General features: G+C 51.3%; 21 protein-coding genes. 12 read left to right on the top strand and 9 right to left on the bottom strand.

What is annotated here, in order from left to right:
- The first annotated feature begins 14 nt into the window (after positions 1 to 14).
- Both gatA and gatB read left to right on the top strand, forming a co-directional pair.
- On the top strand, positions 15 to 1,475 hold the full coding sequence (gene gatA / locus ACFVYJ_RS09235) for an Asp-tRNA(Asn)/Glu-tRNA(Gln) amidotransferase subunit GatA (protein WP_419415326.1): 1,461 nt from the start codon (positions 15 to 17) through the stop codon (positions 1,473 to 1,475).
- Between the two features lie 4 nt (positions 1,476 to 1,479).
- Positions 1,480 to 2,931 carry an Asp-tRNA(Asn)/Glu-tRNA(Gln) amidotransferase subunit GatB gene (gatB, locus tag ACFVYJ_RS09230; RefSeq protein ID WP_419415327.1) on the top strand — a complete coding sequence of 484 codons (1,452 nt, stop codon included), beginning with the start codon at positions 1,480 to 1,482 and terminating at the stop codon, positions 2,929 to 2,931.
- Between the two features lie 132 nt (positions 2,932 to 3,063).
- Here the strand turns inward: gatB and ACFVYJ_RS09225 are convergent, their stop codons facing one another.
- Both ACFVYJ_RS09225 and ACFVYJ_RS09220 read right to left on the bottom strand, forming a co-directional pair.
- The gene (locus ACFVYJ_RS09225; protein ID WP_419415328.1) at positions 3,064 to 3,711 is read right to left on the bottom strand and encodes a TorF family putative porin; all 648 of its coding nucleotides are present in this window, start codon (positions 3,709 to 3,711) and stop codon (positions 3,064 to 3,066) included.
- Positions 3,712 to 4,512: 801 nt separating this feature from the next.
- On the bottom strand, positions 4,513 to 4,944 hold the full coding sequence (locus ACFVYJ_RS09220) for a cold-shock protein (RefSeq protein ID WP_463255195.1): 432 nt from the start codon (positions 4,942 to 4,944) through the stop codon (positions 4,513 to 4,515).
- A 221-nt stretch (positions 4,945 to 5,165) separates the two neighbouring features.
- Between ACFVYJ_RS09220 and ACFVYJ_RS09215 the strand changes: the two genes are divergently transcribed.
- Both ACFVYJ_RS09215 and ACFVYJ_RS09210 read left to right on the top strand, forming a co-directional pair.
- Positions 5,166 to 5,375, top strand: coding sequence for a SlyX family protein (locus tag ACFVYJ_RS09215; RefSeq protein WP_419415329.1), 210 nt, complete (start codon positions 5,166 to 5,168; stop codon positions 5,373 to 5,375).
- The gene (locus ACFVYJ_RS09210) at positions 5,375 to 7,579 is read left to right on the top strand and encodes a 1-acyl-sn-glycerol-3-phosphate acyltransferase (protein ID WP_419415330.1); all 2,205 of its coding nucleotides are present in this window, start codon (positions 5,375 to 5,377) and stop codon (positions 7,577 to 7,579) included. Before ACFVYJ_RS09215 ends, ACFVYJ_RS09210 begins: the two co-directional genes overlap by 1 nt.
- Here the strand turns inward: ACFVYJ_RS09210 and ACFVYJ_RS09205 are convergent.
- The 5 genes from ACFVYJ_RS09205 to mpl form a co-directional block, all read right to left on the bottom strand.
- Positions 7,576 to 8,355 (bottom strand): class I SAM-dependent methyltransferase, encoded by a 780-nt coding sequence (locus tag ACFVYJ_RS09205; protein WP_419415331.1) that lies wholly within the window; start codon positions 8,353 to 8,355, stop codon positions 7,576 to 7,578. The genes ACFVYJ_RS09210 and ACFVYJ_RS09205 overlap by 4 nt on opposite strands.
- The gene (locus ACFVYJ_RS09200; RefSeq protein ID WP_419415332.1) at positions 8,352 to 9,155 is read right to left on the bottom strand and encodes an undecaprenyl-diphosphate phosphatase; all 804 of its coding nucleotides are present in this window, start codon (positions 9,153 to 9,155) and stop codon (positions 8,352 to 8,354) included. The genes ACFVYJ_RS09205 and ACFVYJ_RS09200 overlap by 4 nt, the downstream gene beginning before the upstream one ends.
- Complete coding sequence (gene tsaB, locus ACFVYJ_RS09195; RefSeq protein WP_419415333.1) at positions 9,156 to 9,842, bottom strand: tRNA (adenosine(37)-N6)-threonylcarbamoyltransferase complex dimerization subunit type 1 TsaB; 687 nt, start codon at positions 9,840 to 9,842, stop codon at positions 9,156 to 9,158.
- Positions 9,843 to 9,927: 85 nt separating this feature from the next.
- The gene (locus ACFVYJ_RS09190; RefSeq protein ID WP_419415334.1) at positions 9,928 to 10,542 is read right to left on the bottom strand and encodes a flavin prenyltransferase UbiX; all 615 of its coding nucleotides are present in this window, start codon (positions 10,540 to 10,542) and stop codon (positions 9,928 to 9,930) included.
- Positions 10,543 to 10,544: 2 nt separating this feature from the next.
- Entirely contained in the window at positions 10,545 to 11,909 is a 1,365-nt protein-coding gene (gene mpl / locus ACFVYJ_RS09185; RefSeq protein ID WP_419415335.1) for a UDP-N-acetylmuramate:L-alanyl-gamma-D-glutamyl-meso-diaminopimelate ligase, read from the bottom strand.
- 201 nt (positions 11,910 to 12,110) lie between these two features.
- Here mpl and ACFVYJ_RS09180 point away from each other — a divergent pair, with 201 nt between their 5' ends.
- The 3 genes from ACFVYJ_RS09180 to ACFVYJ_RS09170 all read left to right on the top strand — a co-directional run bounded on the left by ACFVYJ_RS09180 (position 12,111) and on the right by ACFVYJ_RS09170 (position 14,462).
- Positions 12,111 to 13,109, top strand: a complete 999-nt coding sequence (locus ACFVYJ_RS09180) for a class 1 fructose-bisphosphatase (RefSeq protein ID WP_419415336.1) — start codon at positions 12,111 to 12,113, stop codon at positions 13,107 to 13,109.
- A 100-nt stretch (positions 13,110 to 13,209) separates the two neighbouring features.
- Positions 13,210 to 13,746 (top strand): inorganic diphosphatase, encoded by a 537-nt coding sequence (gene ppa, locus ACFVYJ_RS09175; RefSeq protein WP_419415337.1) that lies wholly within the window; start codon positions 13,210 to 13,212, stop codon positions 13,744 to 13,746.
- 272 nt (positions 13,747 to 14,018) lie between these two features.
- Entirely contained in the window at positions 14,019 to 14,462 is a 444-nt protein-coding gene (locus ACFVYJ_RS09170) for a hypothetical protein (RefSeq protein ID WP_419415338.1), read from the top strand.
- Here the strand turns inward: ACFVYJ_RS09170 and ACFVYJ_RS09165 are convergent.
- Positions 14,446 to 14,961 (bottom strand): hypothetical protein, encoded by a 516-nt coding sequence (locus tag ACFVYJ_RS09165; RefSeq protein WP_419415339.1) that lies wholly within the window; start codon positions 14,959 to 14,961, stop codon positions 14,446 to 14,448. The two genes, ACFVYJ_RS09170 and ACFVYJ_RS09165, sit on opposite strands and share 17 nt — an antisense overlap.
- Positions 14,962 to 15,273: 312 nt before the next feature.
- Positions 15,274 to 16,041, bottom strand: coding sequence for a ParA family protein (locus tag ACFVYJ_RS09160; RefSeq protein WP_463255186.1), 768 nt, complete (start codon positions 16,039 to 16,041; stop codon positions 15,274 to 15,276).
- A 313-nt stretch (positions 16,042 to 16,354) separates the two neighbouring features.
- Here ACFVYJ_RS09160 and aroQ point away from each other — a divergent pair, with 313 nt between their 5' ends.
- The 5 genes from aroQ to ACFVYJ_RS09135 form a co-directional block, all read left to right on the top strand.
- Positions 16,355 to 16,792, top strand: coding sequence for a type II 3-dehydroquinate dehydratase (gene aroQ, locus ACFVYJ_RS09155; protein ID WP_419415340.1), 438 nt, complete (start codon positions 16,355 to 16,357; stop codon positions 16,790 to 16,792).
- A gap of 32 nt (positions 16,793 to 16,824) precedes the next feature.
- Complete coding sequence (accB, locus tag ACFVYJ_RS09150) at positions 16,825 to 17,274, top strand: acetyl-CoA carboxylase biotin carboxyl carrier protein (protein WP_419415341.1); 450 nt, start codon at positions 16,825 to 16,827, stop codon at positions 17,272 to 17,274.
- A gap of 36 nt (positions 17,275 to 17,310) precedes the next feature.
- Positions 17,311 to 18,651 carry an acetyl-CoA carboxylase biotin carboxylase subunit gene (gene accC, locus ACFVYJ_RS09145; RefSeq protein WP_419415342.1) on the top strand — a complete coding sequence of 447 codons (1,341 nt, stop codon included), beginning with the start codon at positions 17,311 to 17,313 and terminating at the stop codon, positions 18,649 to 18,651.
- Between the two features lie 192 nt (positions 18,652 to 18,843).
- A complete protein-coding gene (prmA, locus tag ACFVYJ_RS09140) occupies positions 18,844 to 19,743 on the top strand; it encodes a 50S ribosomal protein L11 methyltransferase (RefSeq protein ID WP_419415343.1) in 900 nt (299 codons plus the stop codon).
- Between the two features lie 14 nt (positions 19,744 to 19,757).
- The coding region (locus ACFVYJ_RS09135) for an MJ0042-type zinc finger domain-containing protein (protein ID WP_419415344.1) at positions 19,758 to 20,126 on the top strand (369 nt) is incomplete at its 3' end.

The raw sequence follows: 20,126 nt of genomic DNA, 5'->3' as shown, positions 1-20,126 counted from the left end.
TTTGAGGAATTACCATGTTTGACAAAACACTGGCCGAACTGGCCAAAGGCCTGCATCAGGGTGAATACAGCAGCGTCGAGCTGACCCAGGCTTTCTTACAGCGCATCCAGCAGCAGGACAGTCGATACAACAGTTTTATCTCTGTATGTGAAGATCAGGCGCTTAACCAAGCTAAAGTCGCTGACCAAGCGATTGCCACAGGTACTGCCGGTGCCTTCACCGGCCTGCCGATTGCTCATAAAGATATTCTCTGCACCCAGGGTGTCCGCACCAGCTGCGCCTCCAAAATGCTAGACAGCTTCATTTCACCCTACAACGCCACTGTGGTCGAGCGATTCAACCACGCTGGCGCCGTGACCTTGGGTAAAACGAATATGGATGAGTTCGCCATGGGCTCATCCAATGAAACCAGTTATTACGGTCCGGCCCGCAACCCCTGGAATACCGATTACGTCCCCGGCGGTTCATCTGGCGGCTCAGCTGCAGCCGTAGCAGGCCGCTTGACCCCCGCCGCCACCGGCACGGATACCGGCGGCTCCATTCGCCAGCCCGCCGCACTGTGCGGCATTACCGGACTAAAACCAACCTATGGCCGCGTCTCCCGCTACGGCATGATTGCGTTTGCCTCTTCTCTGGACCAGGCCGGCCCGATGACCCGAAGTGCCGAAGACGCTGCCATGATGATGAACGTCATGGCCGGACTCGACCCACGCGACTCCACTTCGGTGGACCGTGCAGTGCCGGACTACTGCGCTGAACTGAATAACCCATTACAGGGCCTGAAAATCGGCTTACCCAAAGAGTTCTTCACCGACCAGCTTAACCCTGAATTGGCACAGCAGACTCAGAACGCGCTGAAAGAGTTTGAAAAGCTGGGGGCAACACTGCATGAAATCAGCCTGCCCAACACCAGCCTGTCAGTGCCCGCCTACTACATCATTGCGCCAGCGGAGGCTTCCTCCAACCTATCCCGCTTTGACGGCGTCCGCTACGGCTACCGCTGCGACAGCCCAGTTGATTTGGAAGACCTGTACAAACGCAGCCGGGGTGAAGGTTTTGGCACTGAGGTACAGCGCCGCATCATGATTGGCACCTATGCCCTGTCTGCAGGCTATTACGACGCTTATTACAACAAAGCCCTGCAGGTGCGCCGCCTGATTCAGAATGACTTTGTCAGCGCACTGAACGAAGTCGATGTCATCATGGGACCGACCACCCCGCACCCGGCATTTAAACTGGGTGAAAAAACGTCCGATCCAGTTGCTATGTATATGGAAGACATCTTCACTATCTCGCTAAACCTGGCAGGCCTGCCCGGCATGTCCATTCCCTGCGGCACAGCCAACGGCATGCCGATTGGGCTGCAGATTATCGGCGATTACTTCGCCGAACAAAAATTACTGAATGTGGCGCACCAGTTCCAGCTCGCCACAGACTGGCATCAACAGTCACCTGAAGGCACGGGCGAGGAATAAGATCATGCAATGGGAAACTGTGATTGGCCTGGAGATCCACGTTCAGCTCTCCACCACAACTAAAATTTTTTCCGGTGCCAGCACTGCGTTTGGCGCAGAACCCAACACCCAGGCATGCGCTGTTGACCTGGCCCTGCCAGGCACCCTGCCGGTACTGAATATTGAAGCCGTGCGCAAGGCCGTAGCATTTGGCCTGGCTGTAGATGCTGAAATAGGCAAACGCTCCGTTTTTGAGCGCAAAAACTACTTCTACCCAGACCTGCCCAAGGGCTACCAGACCACCCAATTGGCAGAACCTATTGTAGGCACCGGCCATGTAGAGATCACACTGGACGACGGCAGCTCGCGCCAGGTTCGCATTCATCACGCGCATCTAGAAGAAGACGCGGGCAAGTCGCTGCATGAAGATTTCCACGGCATGAGCGGCATCGACCTGAATCGCGCGGGGACACCGCTGATCGAAATCGTTACCGAACCTGACATGCGTACCGCCGAAGAAGCCGTCGCCTTTGCTCGCAAGCTTCACTCAGTGGTCACCTCCATTGGCATTTGCGATGGCAATATGGCAGAAGGCTCAATGCGCTTTGACGTTAACGTTTCTGTGCGGCCCGCCGGTAGCGAAACACTGGGCACCCGCACGGAAACCAAAAACCTCAACTCTTTCCGTTTTATGGAGGAAGCCATTGAGCTGGAAGTAGAGCGCCAAATCGACCTGATTGAAAGTGGCGGCAAGGTTATTCAAGAGACCCGTCTCTACAATGGCGACACCAAGGTAGCCCGCTCCATGCGCAGCAAAGAAGAAGCCAACGACTACCGTTACTTCCCCTGCCCGGACCTGCTACCCGTCGTAATCGATGAAAGCTTTATCGATGCAGTTCGTGACTCCCTCCCCATGCTGCCTGACCAGTGGAAAGCACTGTTTATCGAGCAGTACAGCCTGTCAGATTACGATGCTGACGTACTGTCCTCTTCACCTTCCCAAGCCGCTTATTTCGCTGCAGCAGCCAAAGTTTGCGATGACGGCAAACTGGCCGCCAACTGGGTTATGGGCGAGTTGGCCAGGCACCTTAATCAGCATGACCTGGAGATCAACACCAGTCCGGTTTCTGCTGAGCAGCTCGGCGGGTTACTACTACGAGTAAAGGACAACACCCTGTCCGGCAAAATTGCCAAACAAGTATTTGAATTCATGTGGTCAGAAGGCGGCACGGCTGATGAAATCATCGAAGCCAAAGGCCTTAAACAGGTCACTGATAGCGGCGCCATCGAGCAGATTGTCGACCAGGTCATTGCCCAGTGCAGTCAACAGGTAGAGCAGTACATTACTGCCGAACCTGATAAGCGCGGCAAGATGATCGGGTTCTTTATGGGACAGGTCATGAAACTATCCCAAGGCAAAGCCAACCCAGGACAGGTTCAGGGCATCCTGAAGCAAAAGCTGGACGCGCTAGTCTAATCAAGCAGACGAAAAAAATGCCGCCCAGGGTAACCTGCGCGGCATTTTTAATGGCTCAACTACCAGACCTAAAAAAACCCGCCGGCTAAGCTGGCGGGTTAAGGTCTAGTATGTCAACCGGGGTTGTCGATCTTAAAACTCGAAAGTTTTGCTGATGGAGAAGGTTACAGTAGAACCGTCGCCCAGATCTTCGTCAGCATTGATATAAGCTACGCCCATATCCAGACCTTCGTAAGTAAAGCCGTAACCCAGCTCAACGTAATCGCCTTCGTAATCTTTACCGAAGTCACCGTAAGTCAGGTATGCACCTTCGTACTCACCGGTCAGAGCAACAAAGCTGTAATCCGCTTCGTCATAGCCAGATGGGCCATCTTCAGTACCGTACGTAACTTCCAGGCTCAAGAAGCTGTAACCGAAGTTCAGGTTCAATTCGTGGAAATCAACATCGCCTTCAGTGTAGAAGTAGCCGGTGTAACCTACGCTGTAAGAGAAACCACCGATTTCGTTGCCGTAGCCACCATAGATGTCGTACTCAACCTGTTCGCCATCATCGGAAGTGTCTGGCGCGTCCAGGCTAGCTGCCCACAGGCCAACGTAGATACCGTTGTCCGCTGCGTAGTCAACACCACCCATAACGCTGGCACCTTCAGTCTGATCCACACCACGGAACCAGTAATCGCTCATAGCGCCAACATTTGCAGACAAACCTGCCTGAGCAACAACAGACGCAGACATCAGGCCAGCAGCAATCAGTGCTTTAGTCATTGGTTTCATCATCATTTATTCCCCCCTAGGATATGTTAATTGTGATGATTGCCCTACTTAAAGCACATGCCGTGCCACAAGATAGAACATGTTAAAAATCATATACTTAATATATTTAAATTTTTAACTATCACAAACTATGAAATGTCGCACGACCGCCAATGCACCTATTTAGAGCACAAAAATCAACGATCGCACCATCATCTGCCGCGATCATAAGAAAACCTTAACTGCAGTGCAACAATTTAGTTACTTATTTGTAACCTATCAGAGCCTGATTACGCTTTTTATCGTCTAAAAGCTTATTATTTAAAGAAAACCCCATACCACGACTATAAAAGAAGCTTCATATTGCACCGCAAACTCATCAGCCCAAAAAACAGATAAGTACCTGTTCACCGATGGCACGCTGATGCGACACGCACTAATACAGCAGCGGTATGACCGACAATTCACCGCACCTGCCAACCGCCAAACTCAGTAATTAGCAAAGGCATAACCTCAAGCACGACCCTATCCTGCGGCAACCCCTAAACTTGGAGCATATATTCAGGGAGCCCTGCACCCGGTAGCAACGCGCGATTTTGACAAGCTAAAGCATAAGAAGGAGGCGAATACCTGCGGCAACAGGTCAGCGTAGAGGCTAAGTCAGGCCCTGCCGTTGCGTGGTGTTATATCCTAAAACCCACATATATGATCTGATTCTGCCAGGTGACCGGGTTGAATAACCCTATGGGACGGAAGATTTAAGACAAAAAAAACACACTGCCGCCTTCTGCTATAGGCAACCAGTGTGTTTTTAGTAGCGTATTTTAATTAGCCTCTCAGCACGGAAACATCTTCCGCCTGCAGACCTTTATCACTTTCCCGCACATTGAACCGCACCCGCTGACCTTCAGCCAGGGAACGATGCCCACGCCCGCGAATATTACGAAAATGCACAAATACATCATCGCCATTACCGCGCGTGATAAAGCCAAAGCCCTTGGAAACATTGAACCACTTAACCGTTCCCTGTTCCCGGCCATCATCTTCATCATCGCTGCACTCCTCTGCTCCAGAAGCACCTTCGCCACCACTCACTGTAGCGTTACCCAGACTGGCAATTACGGTTGCCCCGAGGGTTATAATAAAGATCAACAGCAAGGCCGGAATATTAGACCACTGAATATCTACGCCAGCGAATTGCGCTAAAAGTAAAGGCAACAACGCGGTTGCAATCACACTTGCAATTAAACCTCGAATCAACAGACCACCCCTCATCATTATTTTAATTAACAAAAACAGATACCATTTATGAGCCGACTCTGGTCAATCTGAGCCGGACAAAAATTTATAACGAATTTCATATTCCTTTTCAATAGCTTATCCGTTATCAGTGAATTTAATTTCCATGTCTTTTGTTCTATGCTTAGCAATATAGATACCTTGTGCGACCGCACAAGCATAACCTTTGCTGCAGGTAAAACATGAATACATCGGACCGCATTACCGAACTGGAAACCCGAATCGCATTTCAGGAAGACACATTGGACAAGCTAAATCAGGTCATCGCCCAACAAGAGCTGGATCTGGAAAAACTGACCCGAATGGTACAACTTATGAATCAGCAACTGCGCACGCTGGTTCAGGACGGAAACAGCGTTGTCAATGACACCACACCGCCACCACACTACTAATGAGTATCCGGCAGAGGCTGCTTAACGCGATATCCTTCGGCAAACCGGCGCCTGCTATTCGTCCTGCCGCCCTGCTACAACAGCCTGCTGCGTCCTCTACTGCCACCTACCTGTTACTGGATGATGCTGCACCTCACCTACAACGCATGTTGCTTAGCAGCATGCAGCGGCAATTTCCTGAGTCAGCGATACAAATTCTCGCGCTGAAAATTTTAGCGCCAGAAACAGGTTTATCGAGCCTGGAGCAACTATTAACGCATCACCGACAGCAGAAAAACACTGCCGTCCGTCTAATACCCGTCAAACCTATTTACACCGAGCCCGGTCATATTAACCGTTTTCAACTGGGTCAGCCTGTCATTTTTCAGCTTTCAGCAGAAATAACTCAAACAACAGTTTCGCCAAACCTGGAAAGGGGTTACCAAAATTTACAAGACCACTTTGCCAACCTAAACAAATATCACCCTCTCCCCGATAGCAATACGAACGCCGGGATCATTCATGCCGTACTGAAACTTGAGCCTGTGCGCATCCAATTATTGCAGCGGGCAAAGCTTCAGCAATGCTCACCCAAACAAATGGAACAACAAGCCGAGGCTACATTGCTGGGCATTGCAGCCAGACCCAACTCCAGCACGGTGCGTTGTTTCACTCCGCTGCTCAACTGGGTCTGGCAGCGGCTAGCGAAACAGATTGATATTACTGGCATGGAACATCTGCTAGCTCTGCCTCAGGACGTACAGCGGATCTATATACCCTGCCATCGCAGCCACCTGGATTACTTGTTACTTAACTGGGTACTGCACAAAAATGGTTTCAAACTGCCGTTTGTGGCGGCGGGCGACAACCTGAACATTCCCGTTATTGGTCATCTGTTACAGCAAGCAGGCGCCGTTTTTATGCGCCGCCAGTTTCAGGGCGATGACCTCTACAGCAGCCTGTTTCAGGGATACCTGAATGAGCTAACCGAATCCCAACTGCCGTTTGAGTTTTTTATCGAAGGCGGCCGCAGCCGAACGGGCCACCTGCTACCAGCCAGGCTGGGCCTGTTAAGTATGTTACTGAGCAACCAGCTGCGCAGACCCCACCAACGCATGGCGCTGATCCCTGTCTGGTTTGGCTATGAACAGATACCCGAAGTACCTGCATATATTTCACAATTACAGGGCGAGAAAAAACAGCCTGAAACCCTGCGCGGTGTCCTAAAATCGGCAAAATTGCTAAAACGTAATCTGGGCAATATTCAGGTGGCATTTGCGCCACCAATAAGAGTATCCCCGCCCGAATCCAAACAGCTTACCCGTCACAAAGCAGGACTATTAGCTACTGAAGTGCTCACCCGCATCAATCAGCTAACCCAATTCAATGAGGGTTCCCTGCTGGCGCTGGTATTGCTGGACCAACCGCAACAGACAAAGCAGCAAGTTATCGCCCGCTTCTCTGCACTTAACCAACTGGTGCAACACTTACCCGACAACGGAAGCCCGCATCCACTCTTCAATGCCACCGAAGCAATTCGGAATGCTGACGCCCGAGGCCAGCTGAGCGTCAACCAACAGCACGTAACTATTGACCACAAACAATCCACAGAACTCTGGTACCTGCGCAATACAGTAGAACACTGCCTGTTATTACCAGCCCTTTACCTGCTGTTATGCCAGCGCCTAGAACGGCCCCATGCACTGTGCATCAATCGCCTGATGCGCCTTACCTATCCACTCCTAAAAGCTGAGTACTACTTGCCCTGGACGGAACAACAATTGACCACCCTGCTGCATAAACAACGACAACACCTGCTAGACCAGGGGCTACTGGCTGCCGCCAAACATCAACATTGGCGGTGCACTGCTCATCCTTTAGTGGCTTTACTGCAGCGATTAGCCGAAGGCGTTGTCCTCAGATACCTTCTGGTATTGAAATCAGTATCCGCTGCAACCTATATCGACCGGGAAACACTGTTAGAAAGCTGCCAGACACTGGGATTGCAGCTGCAACGCAATACCGGCCACCCGGTAGCCCCTTATGCTGACAGACGAGCGCTAGAGCACCTGATCAACTTGCTGCTCCGATTTGATTTGCTAGAAGAGCAGCCACCGGGAATAAGACTGGGCACCTTGCCGCGCGACCTGCCGAAACATATGAGCCAGTTATTACCCGCGCATCTGATGCAGTCTCTGGAGAGCCGTGTGGGGTTGCGCGATTAGAGTTTTTTAAGGGTATAGATATCATATCGGCTGGATTTACCCTCCAGCTGAAATGAAGGAGTCTGCTGCGCCAGGAACGGTGCCTTGCGAGGCCTTTTAACCACCACGCGATGAGAGGCGATCTGCAACGCTGCAGCCAACAATCCATCGGCATCCAGGTCATCCCCCACCACAGGACGAAACGTCCGCATCTCTTTTTTAACCAGCGCGGTTTTATCGTTATGGGGAAACATCGGGTCCAGATAAACTACGGCAAACCGCTTGCCACATTTGGCTTCTGCCTGCATCCAGCTCAAGCTGTCAGCGGAAACAAGTTGCATACGTGCAGTGATCTCTCGTAACGCCATATCATCCGCCTGATTCGCCCGCCACAAGCCATCAGCCAACAACGCATGCACAACTGGCGCACGCTCCAGTAACGTGACCTCACAACCAAGTGTCGCCAACACGAATGCATCCTTGCCCAGCCCTGCGGTAGCATCCAGCACTTCAGGCCGTACCCCGCCTTTAATACCAACAGCTTTGGCAATCATCTGACCTTTACCGCCACCAAACTGGCGGCGATGGGCAACACTGCCAGATACAAAATCCACCCGTGTCGGCCCTGGGACTTTTTTGCCCAATGGTTGTAACTGCAGCCCTTGCGGTAACACTTCAAGCAGGAGGTCAAATTCTGACGTGTCATTGACTAGAGGCAAACTCAGCTGATCCGCCAACTGTCTGGCCTGCTCAGCACACACAGCATCAGCTCTGATCGCCAGACGCTCTGACATCATGCTGCCATGCCCATCCAGACCACCAGCAACACCATGCCGAGTACCATCCGGTAAATCACAAACGGCTGCATACCGATGCGGTCCAACCAACTGAGAAACAGGTGAATACAAGCATAAGCACTAAGCCCGGCAATCACCGTACCCATTAACACGGCACTCCACTGCGGCTCTGGTGCCTGGACAAGATCGAGGGTTTTCAACAGCCCGGCGCCCAAAATCACCGGCACCGATAACAAGAAGGAAAACCGTGCCGCTGCCTGGCGTTTTAGCCCCAACAACAGCCCCGCGGTAATTGTGATACCACTGCGTGAGGTCCCGGGAATCAGAGCCACGGCCTGCGCCAGACCAATAATGCAAGCATCTTTCAGGGTAAGCTGCTCCATTGCCCGACGCTCGGTACGACACCAATCAGCCACTCCCAGCAGCGCACCAAAGATAAGCGTGGTGGCAGCAATCACCAGTATTGACCTGAGCTCAGTTTCAATCAGGTGATTAAACGTTACTCCCGCCAGCACCGCTGGCAAGGTGGCGATAATGATCCACCATGCCAAGCGAGACTCAGCACTGGACTGACCAGTTAACCCCCGACACCATGCCACCAGCAACTGCACCAGGTCGGTACGAAAATAGACCATGACCGCCAGCAGAGTGCCGACATGCACCCCCACATCAAATGCCAAACCTTGATCGGCCCAGCCCAATAACTGGGAGGGTAAAATAAGGTGCGCTGAGCTACTGATAGGCAAGAATTCAGTGAGGCCCTGCAACAGAGCCAGAATCACCAGATGCAAAAAATCCATTTATTGTTGATCCACTTTTTTCCAGGCCACTTGATCCCGCAGGTAAACCGGCAAAGCATTTTCCGCTGTCACCGTATTGCCCTGCGCCCAGTCCGCTTGCGCCAACGTCAATATGGCAGCCGCATCAGGGTAATAAGTCTTGGCAGAACAGGTCACCAGTGCCTGCACCTGAGCCGACATAGAACCCAGATAGGCCCAACCGCTACCCACAGCTAAAGGGGCCTGCATCTCTGGCAACACCAAGTCACCGGGGGCACAGACCTGTTCCGGCAACAGTTCCACTGGCAAGCCCTGCTCTATCTGATACGCCGCGACATAAATCTCATCCATGCGTGCATCTAAAGCAGCCACCACGTGCAGCACCTGCTCCTGCTGCCAGGCACTAAGCGCCAGCGCACGTAAGGTGGATATCGGAATCACCGGCAGATTCGCGGCGTAAGCCAGCCCTTGGGTCACACCTGTGGCAATCCGGATGCCAGCAAAGGAACCGGGACCGCGCCCAAATGCGATAGCATCAAGTTGTTTCACACTCAGTTCGGCCTGAGCCAGCAGTGACTCCACCATGGGTAACAACTGCTGGGTATGCTGGCGCGGGATGATGCGGAAATCGTGTATAACTTCACCATCCAGGCTGAGAGCAACTGAACAGGCATCAGTGGAGGTATCCAGTGCAAGTATTTTTGCCATTGAGAGAGCTCTTTAAAACGAAGTTGCGGCGATTCTAACGCCCACAGTGAGTAATTTCATCTGCCTCATCCGCGGGAGGTAAAGCTTAGGACAGGTCCGCACCCCATGCCGGCATCAGGTCTTGCGGCAACTGCAGTTGATTCAGAATGCGTGCTACTACAAAGTCGATTATATCTGCCACCGTTTGTGGTCGGTGATAAAAACCGGGACTGGCGGGTATCACAACGGCACCCATTCGGGTCAGTTTCAGCATATGCTCCAGATGGATTTCTGAATATGGCGCTTCCCGGGGCACCAGAATCAGCTGCCGACGCTCCTTAAGTGCCACATCAGCTGCCCGCTCAATCAAATTATTACTGGCACCGCAGGCGATGGCTGAGAGCGAACCTGTACTGCAGGGACAAACCACCATGCTGCTGGGCGCGCCCGAACCAGAAGCCACCGGAGCCATCCATTGCTCCCTACCAAATACTCGCAATTGCCCCTCTTTAGCGGCAAAGCGGTTATAAAAAAAACGCTCCTGCTCAGCGGGTGTACCCGGCAACTTCAGGTCTGTCTCGGTATTGATCACCACCTGAGCTGCCCGTGAGATCATCAGATATACCCGACAGTTCAGCATCAGCAAGCATTCCAGTAAACGCAGGCCATACTGCGCACCCGATGCACCGGTAATCGCTAAAGTAATTGTCTGTTGTGACATGCTTACCCCTGTTTCAACGCTTCCAGCAACCGCAGGTGGATGCCTTCAAAACCGCCGTTGCTCATAATCACAATATGGCATGGATCTGCGGCAGCTGCCTGAACATACTCAATAATGGACTGGGTCGAGGAGAATAAACGTGACGGGGCCCGGCTGGCCGAGACCACCTGTTCCAGCGACCAGTCCAACCCCTCTGGCTGGTACCAACACACTTCATCTGCATCAGCGACACAGGCCGCCAGTTCCGCCTGATGACTGCCAAGACGCATGGTATTGGAGCGGGGTTCAATCACAGCAATGACTTGTTCCCCTGCCACCCGCTGACGAATCCCTTGCAGAGTGGTTGCAATTGCGGTCGGATGATGAGCAAAGTCGTCATATACCTGCACGCCGCGAATCTCACCGAGCAACTCCATGCGCCGTTTCACACCGGCAAAGGCTGACAAGGCAGCAATGCCATGCTCAGGTGTAACACCAACATGATGGGCAGCAGCAAGGGCAGCAAGGGCATTGTTGACATTGTGTTGACCGGTACATTGCCAACTCACCGCACCCTGCAACTCACCACGATAATACACACTGAAATGACTACCATCTGCTTGCAACAAAACTGACTGCCAGTCAGCGGTCTGCCCTTGCGTATCTACAGTTACCTGTTCGCTCCAGCAACCCATCTGCAACACCTGCTCCAGCGCAGGCTGCCCGGTAGGCACGATCACCTGACCAGACGCAGGCAGAATACGCATCAAGTGGTGAAACTGACGCTGAATAGCCGCCAGATCAGGAAAGATATCCGCGTGATCATATTCCAGATTATTCAGGACCAATGTGCGCGGGTGGTAATGAACAAACTTGGAGCGTTTATCAAAGAATGCCGTATCGTACTCATCCGCCTCAATGACAAAGAAAGGAGTCTCGCCCAAACGGGCAGATACAGAAAAATTCTGCGGCACGCCACCAATCAGAAAGCCTGGGGACATACCGGCATATTCCAGAATCCACGCCAACATCGTCGCGGTAGTGGTTTTGCCATGCGTGCCGGCCACCGCCAACACCCAACGATCTTGCAACAGGTGATCTGACAACCACTGCGGCCCTGAAATATAAGGTAACCCTTTATCCAGGACATATTCCACAGCGGGATTCCCTCTGGACATAGCATTACCCACCACAACCAGGTCTGGGGCAGGATCCAGTTGAGACGGATCATAGCCCTGAATCAGCTCAATGCCCTGACTCTCCAGCTGAGTACTCATGGGCGGATAAACATTCTGATCTGATCCGGTTACGCGATGTCCTAAGGCTTTGGCCAGAATTGCCAGCGACCCCATAAAAGTGCCGCAGATGCCTAAAATATGGATATGCAAAACCAAAACTCCTTACCCCGATTCATTTTCCAACAGCCCGCTTTGCAGTAGACATATTAGGATCGCAGGCATAATACCAGCTTTCCCTGAAGATACGGATAAATCGCCACTTTTAGCCCTGAAAACGATGCAATCACGGGGCGAATCCCGTAGAATTCGCAGCCAAATAGAAACCCCCGTAGCCGGAGCCGGAAACACCGCATGTTACTCCTCAACCAGTACCTGAACCACCATGAAACCGAAGACAACCTCGTCGATCTTATCGACACCCTGATGCTCGCCTGCAAAGAGGTTGCTATTCAGCTACGCGAAGGTGAACTGGCCGGTGTTCTCGGCTCCACCGAGAACACCAATGTGCAGGGCGAAACCCAGAAAAAAATGGACGTTATCGCCAACGACCTGCTAAAAAAATTCCTGCTGGATAACCCATTGGTTGCAGGGCTCGCCTCTGAAGAGGAAGATCATCCGGTCGCCGGAAACCCTAACGGCAAATACCTGGTGATCTTTGACCCGCTGGACGGCTCATCCAATATTGATATCAATGTTTCGGTCGGTACGATTTTCTCCATTCTCGAACTTCCTGCAGGCAGCAATGGCGCAGATGAACAAGCCTACTTGCAAAAAGGTCGCAAGCAGGTTGCTGCCGGCTACGTCCTCTATGGCCAGTCCTCGGTACTGGCACTGACCACCGGACAAGGCGTTAACTTCTTCACATTGGCGCATACCGGTGACTTTATCCTGACCCGGGAAAATGTGCAGGTGCCGACGCAAACCAAAGAGTTCGCCGTCAACATGTCTAACCATCGTTTTTGGGAAGACAGTATGCGCGACTACGTTGCCGATCTACTTAATGGTGCCGACGGCCCACGCGGCAAAAACTACAACATGCGCTGGATCGCTTCGATGGTCGCGGAAGTACACCGGGTACTCACCCGTGGTGGTATCTTCACTTACCCCTGGGACCAGCGTGATCCGGAAAAACCCGGCAAGCTACGCCTGATGTACGAAGGCAACCCCATGAGCATGCTGATTGAGCAGGCCGGCGGCATTGCCAGCACCTGTTACATCAACATCCTTGATCTGGAACCCAAGGAAATTCACCAACGCGTCTCCGTAGCACTAGGCTCTTCCGAAGAAGTCAATGCCCTGCTGCAGTACCATACAGATCCAACGGGTGTAGCCGCACGACTTAATAGCTGATCACGGCTTCACCTCTAAGTAGTATTCAACTGCCGGTTATAGCCTGTCTATAATCGGCATTTAGCAGATATAACCTTTAAACTCGAACAGGAAGGCAATCATGGGCTTCGCACAAGTACCTGCAGGTAAAGACCTGCCGAATGACATCTACGTGATCATCGAAATTCCAGCCGACAGCGATCCGGTAAAATACGAGATCGAGAAAGAGGAAGATGCCATCTTTGTAGATCGCTTTATGGCAGCGCCTATGTTTTATCCGGCTAACTACGGTTATATCAACAACACACTGGCCGACGATGGCGATGCCGTTGACGTTTTGGTAGTAACGCCATACCCCGTTGTACCTGGCTCTGTTATCCGCTGCCGTCCAGTTGGCGTGCTGAACATGACCGATGAAGCCGGCGAAGATGCCAAGTTGGTTGCTGTTCCACACGACAAACTGAGCAAAGCTTATAAAGACGTGCAGGACGTTGATGACCTGCCACCATTGTTGCTTGCGCGCATCAAGCATTTCTTTGAGAACTATAAAGGTCTGGAAGAAGGCAAGTGGGTTAAAGTAGAAGGCTGGGATAACGCTGAAGCGGCCAAAGCTGCAATCATGGCAGGCGCCAAAGCTTACGAAGCAGCCAATAAGTAAGCTGCCCATCACTTCATCATATCAAACCCCGCCCTGGCGGGGTTTTTTGTGCCCCCCCCTCCTTTGCAGACCATCTAAGCAACACGCAACTCAGACCAAGCCCCATCCTCAATCACATCAACGTTGAAACAATTAAAGCCAGTTTGTATTAGCTATTTTCAAGACGACTGACAGCAACTTAACCGAACAAAGAGCAAGGGCAGTCAGGCAAAATAAAATCATATATACTGCCATCAGCTGTCTCTGAGTCATTAAAATCAGGTTTAATAACAATGAAGTTACCTACACTTACCGCTCTCATTCTCGGCACAGTACTCAGCCTTCAGGCACATGCTGCTGGAACCAATTTTGAATTCATCTCTTACTATTTGAATTCATTTGCCAGTCGTGATGCCCCCGGGTTGTATAACCTGTTCCATTGGGATGGCGTTGAAACCAGCGTTCGCAAGGAAGTGGAAACCGAAGTACGCTCCAACTTTAAAGGCCAGCAGATTCGTCGCATCTATATTGATCCGGTGCGCAAAAACCTGCCTCACCCGACCTTTCAGGAAAACGGCAAACAGTACGAACTGAATCTGAAGCCAACCGGCCAGCTCTATATCGTGTATATGGACAAGACAGGAAAAACCAATACCGCCAAAATGTATGTTGGCGAACACAATGGCCAGATCAAAATCGGTAGCTTACGTCCGACAACATCTACTGCGGCAAAATAAGCAGCTGCTGCCGTAACCACAGCTCCCAATCATCCAGCTGCGGCTGAGCCAACCGATCCGGCTCAGCCGCTCGCTGTTCTTCCCAATGCGCCTCAAGACCGGCCTTGGCAGCAGCACGCTGCTCAGCAATAACGGCAAACAATTGCCGCAACACCGCTGCCTGGTCTAATAAAGCATCCATTTTCGTCTCTGCACCACTGCTACCCTTAACCCTAAAGGGTTGGACAAGGTAGTCCTCATCGCTGGTGTTGTGCTCAGCAGTTTCTGTCAGGCCATGCCGCATTAAATAATCCAAAAAATCTCTGATCAACGCCTGCTTATTCGCCTGCGCTGCGAGCAAAACCTGTTCTGAATGATTGATTTTATGCGTATTTTGCAGATTAACGTCAGCAGCGAACAGCTTCAAATGCTGGAGAAATTCATCATTACCAGCAGCCAAACCCTGACCTGAAGGCACAACCTGTTCTTGATTTGATAACAACTGAACGGAGAAAGGCATCATGAGTTCCTGCACTGAGCATTGGTTGTTTATTACTCAAAAAGCAACAATCAGACCAGCTTGCCTAGCAGTACACTTCAGCATGAAAAAAAATAAAGAAGTTTTTAATAAAGAGGTAAAAAAATTGTTTTCCCAAACGGGGTTTTCAACCTAAAATCAAAACTCCTGTAACAACTTGGATGCCACATGGCTGAAGTGATTATTTTAGCAATCAGCGTTCCGCTGGTGATTCTTTGGGTAATGAGCTTACGCAAGCCCGAAGACGCCCTGGCGGAGCTGCAGAATGAATCTGCCGAACGCTGACCAACGCCCTCAGGACAATTCCTGGAACAGCTCAACAAACTGCTCAGTCAGTTTGTGCTTAGGCGCTAGATGAATTAACGGGCAGGTAACATCATGCGATTCACGCATTTTCACCGATGCTGAAATACGCGTATTCAATACCGGCAGTTCATCCGCTAACAATTCTTCCACAATCCGTTGCGGCAAACTCGCTCTAGGCTGGAACTGATTCACCACAATCCCCTCTACCTGCAACTGATCATTATGATCTTCGCGTGTTTCATGAACATTGGCCAGTAGACTGTAGAGTGCCTGCCTGGCGAACTCATCACAATCAAACGGGATCAAGCAGCGATCAGCCGACACCAAAGCTGAGAGCGTATAGAAATTAAAGGCCGGCGGGGTATCAATATAAATAGCCGGATACTCCGCTGATAGTGACTCAAGCGTATCCCGCAGCTTATAAATTTTGTGTTTAGCTTCTAGCTTTGACTGCAAGTCACCCAGGTTGGGACTGGACGGCATGACTGAAAGATTTTCAAACGGTGTTGGGTGAATATAACTTTCCGGCCCCAAGGGCTTTATTTGAAAGCTCAACACAGACTCGAAGTAATCCCGAATATCCGGTTTCACATCCAGATAATCTTCGCCCAACAGGTAGTGGCTGGAGTTGCATTGAGGGTCCAGATCGACCACCAACGTTTTGATACCACGGGAGGCGCTGATAGCTGCCAGATTCACTGCGATACTGGACTTACCGACACCGCCTTTCTGGTTGAACACTACCCGCTTCACCATGACGCACCTCGTTATTTATTATGAAACATAAAATCAGACTTATTGCATCGCAATATCCCTAATTATGCTGAGAACGTCAATCATTTTGACGCTAAATTCCGTCACAAGTAGCACTTTGCGTCATTTTCCATCGGCTACCGCTTTTTTGCCCCAAAAGCTCACTTTTTAATCCGCTAGATTCCTGATATGGAGTCTATTTTCGTTAAAATTGAGGCTAAACTGCAAAAAACTGCTAACTTATAGACAAGTCACACCAAGTTGCGGCAAACTATGGCCACTGTTGAATCAAAACGCCGATTTTTTGAGAGAAAACATGGCAAAGATCCTGCTATTGAACGGGCCAAATCTGAATTTGCTGGGTAAGCGTGAGCCGGACATATACGGCCGCGAGACACTGGCCGATATTTGTGATGCCCTGTCGGTTCAGGCTAAAGCATCTGGCCATGATTTGCTGCATTTGCAAAGTAATGCCGAGGCAGCCCTGCTGGAACGGATCCACGCAGCTCAGGAAGAAGGTGTGGCGTTCATTATTATCAACCCTGCTGCACTCACCCACACCAGCATCGCACTGCGCGACGCATTACTGGGTGTGAATATCCCATTTATCGAAGTGCACTTATCCAATGTCCACGCCCGTGAAGACTTCAGACAGCATTCTTATCTGTCGGATGTTGCCATCGGCGTGATCTGCGGATTTGGCGCAGAGGGTTACACATTTGCACTTCAGGCGGCCATCAGCCGACTGAAATAAGCTTATCTATCTGTTTTGAGAGATTGTTATCCATGGATATCCGTAAAGTTAAAAAACTGATCGAACTCTTGGAAGAGTCCAATATCAATGAAATCGAAATCAAAGAAGGTGAAGAGTCGGTTCGCATCAGCCGCGGTTCATCCGTTATCGCAGCCCCTGCAGCACCAGCACCCGTAGCGGCAGTACCTGCTGCTGCCCCTGCTGCTGCCCCTGCTGCAGAAGCCGCACCAGCGGCACCGGAAGTTTCGGGACACGTTGTCAAATCACCCATGGTAGGGACTTTTTACGGCTCACCATCTCCTAGCTCACCATCATTTGTTGAAGTTGGCCAGAGCATTAAAGCGGGTGATGTTATCTGCATAATCGAAGCCATGAAGATGATGAATCAGATCGAAGCTGATAAGTCCGGTGTTATTGAAGCCATTCTGGCAGAAGACGGTCAGCCGGTAGAGTTCGACCAGCCTCTGGTTACTATCGTTTAAGCAAGTTCACCCAGCTATAGCAAGGATTATCTGCCCATGCTTGATAAAGTCGTCATTGCTAACCGAGGTGAAATTGCGCTGCGCATCCTGCGTGCCTGCAAAGAACTTGGCATTAAAACTGTTGCCATCCATTCTCAGGCAGACCGCGATCTGATGCATGTACGCCTGGCCGATGAAGCTGTTTGCATCGGCCCTGCGCCTTCACCTAAAAGTTACCTTAACATTCCATCCATTATTAGCGCCGCGGAAGTAACCGATGCCGTGGGTATTCACCCAGGTTACGGTTTTCTAGCAGAGAACGCTGACTTCGCCGAACAGGTCGAACGCTCAGGCTTCGTATTTATCGGTCCTAAAGCTGACACTATCCGCCTGATGGGCGACAAGGTTTCGGCCATTGAGGCGATGAAAGCCGCTGGGGTTCCTACGGTACCAGGATCTGATGGCGCACTGCCTGATGATAACGACATCATCTACAAGACTGCTGCCCGTATCGGTTACCCGGTGATCATCAAAGCTGCTGCCGGTGGCGGCGGACGTGGTATGCGCGTAGTGCACTCAGAAGCCTCGCTGTTAAACTCCATCCATGTCACTAAATCTGAAGCCGCCGCAGCATTTGGCGACGACACCGTGTACATGGAAAAATACCTGGAGAACCCACGCCACGTAGAAGTTCAGGTACTGGCCGACGGCCAGGGCAATGCCATCCATCTGTATGATCGTGATTGCTCCATGCAACGCCGTCACCAGAAAGTGGTTGAGGAAGCGCCTGCGCCAATGCTGGATCCGGATGCACGCGCCAAGGTATTGAAAGCCTGTGTCGATGCCTGCATCGAAATTGGTTATCGCGGTGCAGGTACTTTTGAGTTCCTGTACGAAGACGGTGGCTTCTATTTCATCGAAATGAACACCCGGGTTCAGGTAGAGCACCCTGTCACCGAGATGATTACCGGTGTTGATATCGTGAAAGAACAGCTGCGCATTGCCTCCGGCATGCCGTTATCTTTCAAACAGGAAGATATCAAGGTACAGGGACATGCATTCGAATGCCGGATTAACGCAGAAGACTCCAAAACCTTCCTGCCTAGCCCAGGCACAATCAAACATTTCCATGCGCCAGGTGGTAACGGTATCCGGGTGGACTCGCATATCTATAGCGGCTACACCGTACCTCCGCACTACGACTCGCTAATTGCCAAGCTGATTACTCATGCCGAAGATCGCGAGACAGCCCTGACCCGCATGCGTAATGCGCTGGAAGAGATGGTCATTGATGGCATCCGTTCCAACATTGCCCTGCAACAGCAGATAGTGAAAGACAGCCGCTTCCAGCAAGGCGGTGTCAACATTCACTACCTTGAGAAAAAACTGGGCTTATAACGCCAGCCTGCCTCTCACAAAAAAGCCGGTCATTTGATCGGCTTTTTTGTGGTTTGTTATACCTGCGCTTTCCTGACTCAACAAACACAGGTTACAAAACCCTATACTGCTCAATCAGCATAGATTCAGCCGCCTTAACATGCTGTAATCCAAGCTGTGATATCTATCTTGTTTTTGTTGTAGTGGAAGCCTATGTCCTGGTTACAGATTAAAATTGAAATTCACCCCGACCAAGCAGAAATATTCGAAGACCTCCTGCTCAGTGCCGGCTGCGCTGCGGTAACACTTCAAGACAGTGGCGATCAGCCAATTTTTGAACCAGAACTGGGCACAACACCGCTATGGCAATCCACCACCATCACGGGGCTGTTTAGCGCTGAACATAATCTAGAAATGACGCTGGATTACATCAATAAAGCACAACAACAACTGCTCCCCAACCAACCTGCCGCCAAAGTGAAAGCCGAAATTCTGGAAGATAAAGACTGGGTGCGCGCATGGATGGATGAATATCACCCAATGCAATTTGGTCAACGACTATGGATCTGCCCCAGTTGGTGCGATGTGCCCGATCCTGATGCAGTGAACCTTATGCTTGATCCCGGACTGGCATTTGGCACCGGCACCCACCCTACCACAGCACTCTGTCTGGAATGGCTGGACAGCCAGCCATTAGATGGCAAGGCGGTAATTGATTTTGGGTGCGGTTCCGGCATTTTGGGTATAGCCGCATTACTGTTAGGCGCGCAGCAGGCAACTGGCATCGATATTGACCCTCAGGCACTGCAGGCCAGTCGCGACAATGTGCAGCGCAACCAAGTAGATGCTTCCCGTTTTCAGGTATTCCTGCCTGACGATGCGCCACCATTACAAGCGGATGCATTGGTCGCCAACATACTAGCCGGCCCCTTAGTCAGTCTGGCAGCAACGCTTGCTGAGCAGGTAAAACCCGAAGGGCTGCTGTGCCTGTCCGGCCTACTGGCACACCAGGACAACGAGCTTCGAGCAGCCTATGCACCCTGGTTTGAGCTTGAGCCCACCGCTACAAAAGAGGGCTGGATTCGCATCACGGGCCGGCGTAAGACTGTTTAAGGTTTAGCTTTACCATGTCAGACATTCATTCACCCCACGGGGTTACAACACTCTGCCCCAGTTGCCATAGCCGGTTTGACGTTACCCCTGCCCAGCTGCTGATGGCTGAAGGCATGGTACGTTGTGGTGTCTGCTATATCACTTTTTCTGCCTATCAACACCAGCTAACCGCCTTTAATGACAACGATAATTCTGTCACTCAAGAGGACGTCCTGAGCCTGCTGATTGAAGAAGACATTCTAGGGGAGCTACCGAAACAGTCTGGCTCGCCTGATACATTACAACAGCAACGATCCACTCCAACCTCAGAGCCAGAGCCAGAGCCAGAGCCAGAGCCAGAGCCAGAGCCAGAGCCAGAGCCAGAGCCAGAGCCAGAGCCAGAG

Origin of the sequence: Pontibacter sp. JAM-7, assembly GCF_048548695.2 — a bacterium.
Taxonomy (GTDB): domain Bacteria; phylum Pseudomonadota; class Gammaproteobacteria; order Pseudomonadales; family Balneatricaceae; genus Neptuniibacter.
The sequence above is the reverse complement of the archived record's forward strand: the minus strand, read 5'-3'. Positions and strand labels throughout refer to the sequence as shown.